Raw genomic sequence first — 9,263 nt, forward strand, 5'->3', positions numbered from 1 at the left:
CGCGAAAGCGGTGTGTCAGTTACCAGATGCATCAACTGACAAAAAGCTTTCGCGAGCAAGCCCGCTCCCACATTTGATCTTCGTTAGGATTACGAGGCTTTGACCAGCTTCACCGCGAGCACATCACACGGCGCGCCGTGCAGCACGTCGTTGGCGGTAGAACCGAGCAGCAACGCCAAGCCGTGGCGGCCATGGCTGCCGACCACGATCAGGTCGCAGCCCTGTTCCTTGGCGAGGTGGTGGATTTCCTGGCGCGGTTGGCCGTAAGTGAGGTGGGAGTTTTCCTTGGTCACTTCCGGGTATTTGAGGATCAAGCGGTCCAGGCGCTCCTTGGCCTGGTCAAACTGCTGTTGCTGCAGCTGGGAAAGGTCCATGGGCACGTCACCGCCAAAGGCCATGGCCATCGGCTCGACGATGTGCACCAGGGAGAGTTTGGCGTTGCTGGCGACCGCAAAGGCGCGGGCGCGCTTGATCACTGGATCGCACTCTTCGGTCAGGTCGACAGCGACCAGAATATGTTCGTAGGACATGGGGCGTTCCTCCAGGGGACTGCAATAGATTCAGTATGGCTGCTTTCAAGCGGATGGGGTTGCGTCAGGTCAAATCCGCTCATCTAGAAATTCGGGAGTACACATATGACGGTCTGGATAGTGGTGTCAATCCTTGTGGTGGTTCTGAGCCCCCTGGCATGGCTGCGGCCGTCGCGCCATCAGAGCGGGCGCATGGCCCTGCGCATGGAGGCGCGCCGCATCGGCCTGGCCATGCAACTGGCGCCCCAGGAGTGGCCACACTGGCTCAAGCAGGAGCCGCCGAGCCCGTGTGCGCAGTACTGCCGGCCACGGCGCAGCAGCACGCCGACGATCTGGAGTTACTGGCAGTTGGAGCCGGGCGTGTGGGTCAACCAGTGGCGTGAGGTGTGCGTCGATGAAAAGTTGTTGCCGTATTTTTCGACGCTGCCGGCCAACGTCTACAAAGTCGAAGCCGACAAGCAAATGATCGCCTTGTACTGGGGCGAGAAGGGCGAGCCGAGTGTGTTGAAAGACATCGATGCGTTGCTCAAGGCGCTGGCCTGACACCTATCCTCCCGGCCCTGGGCTCCTACGGCCGTCGTATTCGGGAGAAATAGCAGGCAATAAAAAGCCCGACATCATCATCGGGCTGGAGTTGGCCAGGCAGGCCGGTAAATCTGTAGTTCCCGCGACGGATGTTCATCCAGTCGCGTTACGGTTGTCGCAAGCCTAGCGGCATATCCCGTTCTGTACAGCCTTTTCCCACATCTTTTCTATTATTGATCTTGTGAATATTTGAATATTGACGAGTCGCCGGCTTAAGGTCGGGGTTCTGAAATGACTGGAAAGTCGCGTTTTTCCTAGCCTTTCGAGCGATTGACAATTGCCCGGAATTGGATGAAGGTGGCGTACCCAAATCAAACGGGCGTATGAATTGAGCGTTTGTCTGTCAGACCGCTCATACAGAATCCCGACTATCGCATTGGCGGGTGTGCCTGGCGGATTGGCATGAGCATTGACGCAACAGTCAGTGTCCAACCAGAGGCCAGCGTCCAGTGTGTACTGTTCAGCTTCCATATCGTGGAGATCAGTTGATGATTTACGAAGGTAAAGCCATCACGGTTAAGGCTCTTGAAAGTGGCATCGTCGAATTGAAATTCGACCTCAAGGGTGAGTCCGTCAACAAGTTCAACCGTCTAACCCTGAATGAATTGCGTCAGGCCGTAGACACCATCAAAGCAGATGCTTCGGTCAAGGGCGTGATCGTCTCCAGCGGCAAGGACGTGTTTATCGTCGGCGCTGACATCACCGAATTCGTCGACAACTTCAAGCTGCCCGATGCCGAGCTGGTGGCTGGCAACCTCGAAGCCAACAAGATTTTCAGCGATTTCGAAGACCTCAACGTGCCGACCGTGGCTGCCATCAACGGCATCGCGCTGGGCGGCGGCCTGGAAATGTGCCTCGCGGCAGACTTCCGTGTCATGTCGGCTACCGCCAAGATCGGCCTGCCTGAAGTCAAGCTGGGCATCTACCCGGGCTTTGGCGGCACCGTGCGCCTGCCGCGCCTGATCGGTGCCGACAACGCGATCGAGTGGATCGCCGCCGGTAAGGAAAACAAAGCCGAAGACGCGCTGAAAGTCGGTGCTGTCGACGCTGTAGTCGCCCCGGACAAACTGGCCGAAGCCGCGCTGAACCTGATCAAGGGCGCCATCAGTGGCGAATTTGACTACAAGGCCAAGCGTCAGCCGAAGCTGGAAAAACTCAAGCTCAACGCCATCGAGCAAATGATGTCGTTCGAAACCGCCAAGGGTTTCGTGGCTGGCCAGGCCGGCCCGAACTACCCGGCGCCGGTTGAAGCGATCAAGACCATCCAGAAGGCCGCGAACTTCGGTCGCGACAAAGCCCTGGAAGTGGAAGCGGCAGGTTTCGTCAAACTGGCGAAGACCTCGGCAGCCCAGAGCCTGATCGGCCTGTTCCTGAACGATCAGGAGTTGAAGAAAAAGGCCAAGGCCTACGACGAAATCGCCAAGGACGTGAAACAGGCTGCCGTACTCGGCGCCGGTATCATGGGTGGCGGTATCGCTTATCAGTCGGCGTCCAAAGGCACGCCGATCCTGATGAAGGACATCAACGAGCACGGTATCGAGCGAGGCCTGGCAGAAGCCGCCAAGCTGCTGGTCGGCCGCGTGGACAAAGGCCGCATGACCGCCGCGAAAATGGCTGAAGTGCTTAACGGCATTCGTCCTACGCTGTCCTACGGCGATTTTGGCCACGTCGACCTGGTGGTCGAAGCCGTTGTCGAGAACCCGAAGGTCAAGCAAGCCGTACTGGCAGAAGTGGAAGCCCAGGTCAAAGACGACACCATCCTGGCGTCCAACACCTCGACCATTTCCATCTCGCTGCTGGCCAAGGCCCTCAAGCGTCCGGAAAACTTCGTCGGCATGCACTTCTTCAACCCGGTGCACATGATGCCGCTGGTGGAAGTGATCCGTGGCGAGAAGTCCAGTGAGCTGGCAATCGCCACCACCGTGGCTTACGCGAAGAAAATGGGCAAGAACCCGATCGTCGTCAACGACTGCCCGGGCTTCCTGGTCAACCGCGTTCTGTTCCCGTACTTCGGCGGCTTCGCCAAGTTGGTGAGTGCCGGTGTGGACTTCGTGCGCATCGACAAGGTCATGGAAAAATTCGGCTGGCCGATGGGCCCGGCGTACCTGATGGACGTGGTCGGCATCGACACCGGCCACCACGGTCGCGACGTAATGGCCGAGGGCTTCCCGGACCGCATGAAAGACGACCGCCGTTCGGCGATCGACGCGCTCTACGAAGCCAAGCGCCTGGGCCAGAAGAACGGCAAGGGCTTCTACGCCTACGAGGCTGACAAGAAGGGCAAGCAGAAGAAAGTGGCCGACCCGTCGGTGCACGAAGTACTCGCGCCGGTCATCTACGAACAGCGTGAGGTGTCCGATGAGGACATCATCAACTGGATGATGATCGCCCTGTGCCTGGAGACCGTGCGTTGCCTGGAAGACGGCATCGTCGAGACCGCCGCCGAAGCCGATATGGGCCTGGTGTACGGTATTGGTTTCCCTCCATTCCGTGGCGGTGCGCTGCGTTACATCGACTCGATCGGTGTGGCCGAGTTCGTTGCCCTGGCTGACAAATACGCTGATTTGGGCCCGCTGTACCACCCGACCGCGAAGCTGCGTGAAATGGCCAAGAACGGCCAGAGCTTCTTCGGTTAAGCGTCCCATACACTTGAGCGAGAATATTTATGAGCTTGAATCCAAGAGACGTCGTGATTGTCGACTTCGGTCGTACTCCGATGGGCCGCTCCAAGGGCGGCATGCACCGCAACACCCGCGCCGAAGACATGTCGGCGCACCTGATCAGCAAACTGCTGGAGCGTAACGTCAAGGTCGACCCGAACGAAGTCGAGGACGTGATCTGGGGCTGCGTCAACCAGACCCTGGAGCAGGGCTGGAACATCGCGCGCATGGCGTCGTTGATGACCCAGATCCCGCACACGGCCGCTGGCCAGACCGTCAGCCGCCTGTGCGGCTCGTCGATGAGCGCGCTGCACACCGCCGCCCAGGCGATCATGACCGGTAACGGTGATGTGTTCGTGGTCGGTGGCGTGGAGCACATGGGCCACGTCAGCATGATGCACGGCGTCGATCCTAACCCGCACATGTCGCTGTACGCGGCAAAAGCCTCGGGCATGATGGGCCTGACCGCGGAAATGCTCGGCAAAATGCACGGCATTACCCGTGAAGCCCAGGACGCCTTCGGCCTGCGTTCCCACCAGCTCGCCCACAAGGCGACCGTGGAAGGCAAGTTCAAGGATGAGATCATCCCGATGAACGGCTATGACGAGAACGGTTTCCTGAAACTGTTCGACTACGACGAAACCATTCGTCCGGATACCACCCTGGAAAGCCTGGCGGCCCTCAAGCCGGCCTTCAATCCAAAGGGTGGCACCGTGACAGCCGGTACTTCGTCGCAGATCACGGACGGTGCTTCGTGCATGATCGTGATGTCGGCGCAGCGAGCCCAGGACCTGGGTATCCAGCCGATGGCGGTGATTCGTTCGATGGCAGTCGCAGGTGTGGACCCGGCAATCATGGGCTATGGTCCAGTACCGGCCACACAAAAAGCCTTGAAGCGCGCAGGCCTGACCATCTCCGATATCGACTTCTTCGAGCTCAACGAAGCTTTCGCCGCACAGGCCCTGCCAGTGCTGAAAGATCTGAAAGTACTCGACAAGATGAACGAGAAGGTTAACCTGCACGGCGGTGCGATTGCCCTGGGCCACCCATTTGGTTGCTCCGGTGCGCGTATTTCCGGCACTCTGCTTAACGTGATGAAGCAAAATGGCGGCAACCTTGGGGTTGCTACCATGTGCATTGGCCTCGGCCAAGGCATCTCCACCGTCTTCGAACGCCTCTAAGCGTTGGGATGACGGAAGCCGGGGCCCAGTGCCCCGGTTTTTGTTTTTTGGAATTTTTAATATTTTTTTTCAACAAATTTTGTAAGAGGGCCAGAGCATGAAAGTCGAACCAGGGCTCTACCAACATTACAAGGGGCCGCAGTACCGCGTATTCAACGTGGCACGGCACTCCGAGACCGAAGAGGAAGTGGTGTTTTACCAAGCACTGTATGGCGATTACGGCTTTTGGGTACGTCCTTTGAGCATGTTCCTGGAGACCGTCGAAGTTGACGGCGAGCAGGTCCCGCGCTTTGCTTTGGTCCAGGCCGAACCCAGTCTTTTTTCAGGGCAATAACGGCAGGCCGCGCAGAATGCTGCGCTTGACCTCACCTTGTTGCCACTATATATAGCGTTGCCGCGACAGGCGCCAACTGCCTTTCACTTCTCGAATTCAGGAATCTTCCGATCCATGGGCAAATCGCTGGTCATTGTGGAATCCCCGGCTAAGGCCAAGACCATCAACAAGTACTTGGGCAACGAGTACGTGGTGAAGTCGAGTATCGGCCATATCCGAGACCTGCCCACCAGCGGTTCGGCTAGCGCCAGCAAGGAGCCAGCCGCCAAGCGCGGCAAGGCAGCTGCGGGCGAAGGTCCGGTGCTCAGCCCTAAAGAGAAAGCGCGCAAGCAGCTGGTCTCGCGCATGGGTGTGGACCCGGAACATGGCTGGAAGGCCAAGTACGAAATCCTTCCAGGCAAGGAAAAGGTCATCGAAGAGCTGCGCCGGCTCGCCAAGGATGCTGACACCATCTATCTCGCGACGGACTTGGACCGCGAAGGGGAAGCCATTGCCTGGCACCTGCGGGAAGCCATCGGCGGTGACGACAGCCGCTACAAGCGCGTGGTGTTCAACGAAATCACCAAGAAAGCCATCCAGGAAGCCTTCTCCAAGCCGGGCGAGCTGGATATCGACCGCGTCAACGCCCAGCAGGCCCGGCGTTTCCTCGACCGCGTCGTCGGTTACATGGTTTCGCCGCTGCTGTGGGCCAAGATTGCCCGTGGCCTGTCCGCCGGCCGTGTGCAATCGGTCGCGGTTAAGCTGGTGGTGGAGCGTGAGCGCGAGATCCGTGCGTTCAACCCCGAAGAATACTGGGAAGTCCACGCCGACCTGGGGACTGCCAAGGGCGCCAATGTGCGCTTTGAAGTGGCCCGTGAGAAAGGCGAGGCCTTCAAGCCGCTGAACGAAGCCCAGGCCATGGCCGCGCTGGAGAAGCTCAAGGCCTCCAGCTACAGCATCGTCAAGCGCGAAGACAAACCGACCAGCAGCAAGCCGTCGGCGCCGTTCATCACCTCCACCCTGCAACAGGCGGCGAGTAACCGCCTGGGCTTCGGCGTGAAGAAAACCATGATGATGGCCCAGCGTCTGTACGAAGCCGGCTACATCACCTATATGCGTACCGACTCCACCAACCTCTCGGTGGACGCGGTTGCGATGGCGCGTACATATATTGAAAGCGAATTCGGCAAGAAGTACCTGCCGGAGAAGCCGAACGTCTACAGCAGCAAAGAGGGCGCCCAGGAGGCTCACGAAGCGATTCGTCCTTCCGACGCGAACACCGAGCCGAGCAAGCTGAGCGGTATGGAGCGCGATGCCGAGCGTCTCTACGAGCTGATCTGGCGCCAATTCCTGGCTTGCCAGATGCTGCCGGCGCAATACCTGTCCACCACCGTCAGCGTGGGTGCTGGTGACTTCGAGCTGCGTGCCAAGGGCCGTATCCTCAAGTTTGATGGTTACACCCGCGTCATGCCGCAGATCGCCAAGCCGGGCGACGACGATGTGCTGCCGGACATGGCCCAGGGCGACACGTTGAAGCTGATCAAGCTCGACCCGTCCCAGCACTTCACCAAGCCGCCGGCGCGTTATTCGGAAGCCAGCCTGGTAAAAGAGATGGAAAAACGCGGTATCGGCCGTCCGTCGACCTACGCCGCGATCATTTCCACCATCCAGGACCGTGGCTACGTCGCGCTGCACAACCGTCGTTTCTATTCGGAAAAGATGGGCGATATCGTCACCGAGCGCTTGTCCGAGAGCTTCTCCAACCTGATGGACTACGGCTTCACCGCCGGCATGGAAGAGAACCTCGATGACGTGGCCCAGGGCGAGCGCGACTGGAAGAACGTGCTCGACGAGTTCTACGGCGACTTCAAGAAAAAACTCGAAGTGGCCGAAAGCCCCGAGAACGGCATGCGTGCCAACCAGCCGGTGATGACCGACATCCCGTGCCTGACATGCGGCCGCCCGATGCAGATTCGTACCGCGTCTACCGGCGTGTTCCTCGGTTGCTCGGGCTACAGCCTGCCGCCGAAAGAGCGCTGCAAGGCTACCGTCAACCTTGTGCCGGGTGATGAAATCGCCGCCGACGACGAGGGTGAATCCGAGTCGCTGGTACTGCGTGGCAAGCACCGCTGCCCGATCTGCAGCACGGCGATGGATGCCTACCTGCTCGACGAGAAGCACAAGTTGCACATCTGCGGTAACAACCCGGATTGCGACGGCTACGAGATCGAGGAAGGCAGCTACCGCATCAAGGGCTACGAAGGCCCAAGCCTGGAGTGCGACAAGTGCGGCAGCGAGATGCAGCTCAAGACTGGCCGCTTCGGCAAGTTCTTTGGTTGCACCAACCCGACGTGCAAGAACACCCGCAAACTGCTGAAAAGCGGTGACGCGGCGCCGCCGAAAATGGACCCGGTGAAGATGCCTGAACTCAAGTGCGAGAAGGTCAACGACACCTATATCCTGCGTGACGGCGCTTCGGGCCTGTTCCTAGCCGCCAGCCAGTTCCCGAAAAACCGCGAGACCCGAGCGCCGCTGGTGCTGGAGATCGTGCCGCACAAGGACGAGATCGATCCTAAGTACCACTTCCTGTGTGAAGCGCCGAAGAAGGATCCCGACGGTCGTCCGGCCGTGATCCGCTACAGCCGCAAGACCAAGGAGCAGTACGTGCAGTCCGAAGTGGACGGCAAGCCTACCGGCTGGAAAGCGTTCTACGACGGCGGTAAGTGGAAGGTCGAGGACAAGCGCCAGGGCGCTTGATCGACGTTGTCGAGTAATACGAAGGTCGCCTGAAACAGGCTGAAAGCAAATGCCCCGACTTGTCGGGGCATTTGCTTTTGTGGTTATGCAAAAGGACTTTCCATTCAAGGCACGCAGGTTAGCTGTCAGAGAAATGAGTGACAGGTGACGGAACGTTCCCCATAAAGCTGACCACCTATTAGTCGGGTATTAGCCCGTCAATTATCTATAGAGGGTCAAGTGAAATGGGATTTGAAGTGATGCTGATGCCTGCGATTAAGGGCGCTGAGTTCTTGGTGGAGGGAGCAATAGGCTATGGCGCTAAACAATTCGAGAAGAAAGAAGCCGATGAGAAAGAGCCCGCAAACGTAGCTGGCAACGAAAAAAACGCCGCGCCTCCGCAGGTCACCTTTTAAGGCGAGCGCGCATACCATAAGTCGTGTCCGGGGAGTTCGGGCGCACGCCTCTCGCTGTCCTAGTGAGCTGTGGATATGAAGTAGAGTGTGTCGGGTGTGCAACTCGTAGATAGTTGGTGGAGGAGGGGGAGTGCCCGCCCTCTACTCCATGCTTGCAGTGTGGGCGGTTGATCCGTGACACTGTTAAGCCAGCATCACGCTTTTTCGTTGTGGAGACTGCCGTTATGGCCAACGAACTCTATACCCGTACCAACCAGAAAATTTACTTCGCGGGCTTATCCCTGGAAGCCCTTGGCCGCGCCGAGGAAGGGAAGGAGATGAATGCCATCGCGCTGGTCCAGGCGGGGCGTGAGGCGGCGTTGTTCCACCTGTACGGCGCGTTGCTGGGGCTGTGCCATGAAATCGCCGGGTTCTATCGCTTGCCCCAGGCGGGTTCGCCGCGCGCGGAAATGATCATGAACCGCGAAGTGCTGGAGACCATGGCTATTCCTGAGCTGGCCGAGCTGGTGGAAATGGCCCAGAGCCCTGATAGCTGGGTGGCGCGCCTGCTCAAGGCGCATGCGGATATGTTCCAGCCACCGCGAATTCCCCACGTGCCCAAGGGCGACGTAACTCAGCCGTTGATCGTAGCAGTTGCGCTGGAAGAGGAAGAGCCCAAGCCCCTGAGCCGGGAAGAGCTGGAAGGCTGGCGCCAGGAGCTGAAAAAGATGGCCCTGCGCTTTCGTGAAGGCCTCAACGAGTGCTGAGGCGGCGTCACTGATTTACACCAGGACGGGCTTGCTCGCGAAGGCGGAGTGCCAGGCGTTTATAGGGCACTGATACACCGCCTTCGCGAGCAAGCC

8 protein-coding genes are annotated in these 9,263 nt (G+C 59.0%); 7 read left to right on the forward strand and 1 reads right to left on the reverse strand.

Going from position 1 to position 9,263, the window contains the following annotated elements; genetic code table 11:
• Positions 1–89 precede the first annotated feature (89 nt).
• Entirely contained in the window at positions 90–530 is a 441-nt protein-coding gene (locus tag QMX97_RS30310; protein WP_065902018.1) for a universal stress protein, read from the reverse strand.
• 105 nt (positions 531–635) lie between these two features.
• On the opposite strand from QMX97_RS30310, the gene QMX97_RS30315 reads away from it, so the two are divergent.
• From QMX97_RS30315 to QMX97_RS30345, 7 genes are all read left to right on the forward strand, one after another.
• Positions 636–1,073, forward strand: a complete 438-nt coding sequence (locus QMX97_RS30315; protein WP_120447898.1) for a hypothetical protein — start codon at positions 636–638, stop codon at positions 1,071–1,073.
• Between the two features lie 530 nt (positions 1,074–1,603).
• Entirely contained in the window at positions 1,604–3,751 is a 2,148-nt protein-coding gene (gene fadB / locus QMX97_RS30320; protein WP_282398129.1) for a fatty acid oxidation complex subunit alpha FadB, read from the forward strand.
• A gap of 29 nt (positions 3,752–3,780) precedes the next feature.
• Positions 3,781–4,956 carry an acetyl-CoA C-acyltransferase FadA gene (gene fadA / locus QMX97_RS30325; RefSeq protein WP_065902012.1) on the forward strand — a complete coding sequence of 392 codons (1,176 nt, stop codon included), beginning with the start codon at positions 3,781–3,783 and terminating at the stop codon, positions 4,954–4,956.
• 97 nt (positions 4,957–5,053) lie between these two features.
• Entirely contained in the window at positions 5,054–5,290 is a 237-nt protein-coding gene (locus QMX97_RS30330) for a DUF1653 domain-containing protein (protein WP_021490990.1), read from the forward strand.
• A 114-nt stretch (positions 5,291–5,404) separates the two neighbouring features.
• On the forward strand, positions 5,405–8,026 hold the full coding sequence (topA, locus tag QMX97_RS30335; RefSeq protein WP_065902010.1) for a type I DNA topoisomerase: 2,622 nt from the start codon (positions 5,405–5,407) through the stop codon (positions 8,024–8,026).
• Between the two features lie 224 nt (positions 8,027–8,250).
• Entirely contained in the window at positions 8,251–8,421 is a 171-nt protein-coding gene (locus QMX97_RS30340; protein ID WP_157955097.1) for a hypothetical protein, read from the forward strand.
• Positions 8,422–8,645: 224 nt separating this feature from the next.
• Positions 8,646–9,167 carry a DUF6586 family protein gene (locus tag QMX97_RS30345; RefSeq protein WP_065902008.1) on the forward strand — a complete coding sequence of 174 codons (522 nt, stop codon included), beginning with the start codon at positions 8,646–8,648 and terminating at the stop codon, positions 9,165–9,167.
• Positions 9,168–9,263 lie beyond the last annotated feature (96 nt).

It is taken from the genome of Pseudomonas sp. PS01298 (assembly GCF_029959745.1).
Classification (GTDB): Bacteria; Pseudomonadota; Gammaproteobacteria; order Pseudomonadales; family Pseudomonadaceae; genus Aquipseudomonas; species Aquipseudomonas aylmerensis.

Excerpts from the sequence above, each read along its gene's own strand:
- QMX97_RS30340 (WP_157955097.1), top strand. The coding sequence starts at position 8,251 with ATGGGATTTGAAGTGATGCTGATGCCTGCGATTAAGGGCGCTGAGTTC.
- fadA (WP_065902012.1), top strand. The coding sequence starts at position 3,781 with ATGAGCTTGAATCCAAGAGACGTCGTGATTGTCGACTTCGGTCGTACT.
- QMX97_RS30310 (WP_065902018.1), bottom strand. The coding sequence starts at position 530 with ATGTCCTACGAACATATTCTGGTCGCTGTCGACCTGACCGAAGAGTGC.
- QMX97_RS30345 (WP_065902008.1), top strand. The coding sequence starts at position 8,646 with ATGGCCAACGAACTCTATACCCGTACCAACCAGAAAATTTACTTCGCG.
- QMX97_RS30315 (WP_120447898.1), top strand. The coding sequence starts at position 636 with ATGACGGTCTGGATAGTGGTGTCAATCCTTGTGGTGGTTCTGAGCCCC.
- topA (WP_065902010.1), top strand. The coding sequence starts at position 5,405 with ATGGGCAAATCGCTGGTCATTGTGGAATCCCCGGCTAAGGCCAAGACC.
- QMX97_RS30330 (WP_021490990.1), top strand. The coding sequence starts at position 5,054 with ATGAAAGTCGAACCAGGGCTCTACCAACATTACAAGGGGCCGCAGTAC.
- fadB (WP_282398129.1), top strand. The coding sequence starts at position 1,604 with ATGATTTACGAAGGTAAAGCCATCACGGTTAAGGCTCTTGAAAGTGGC.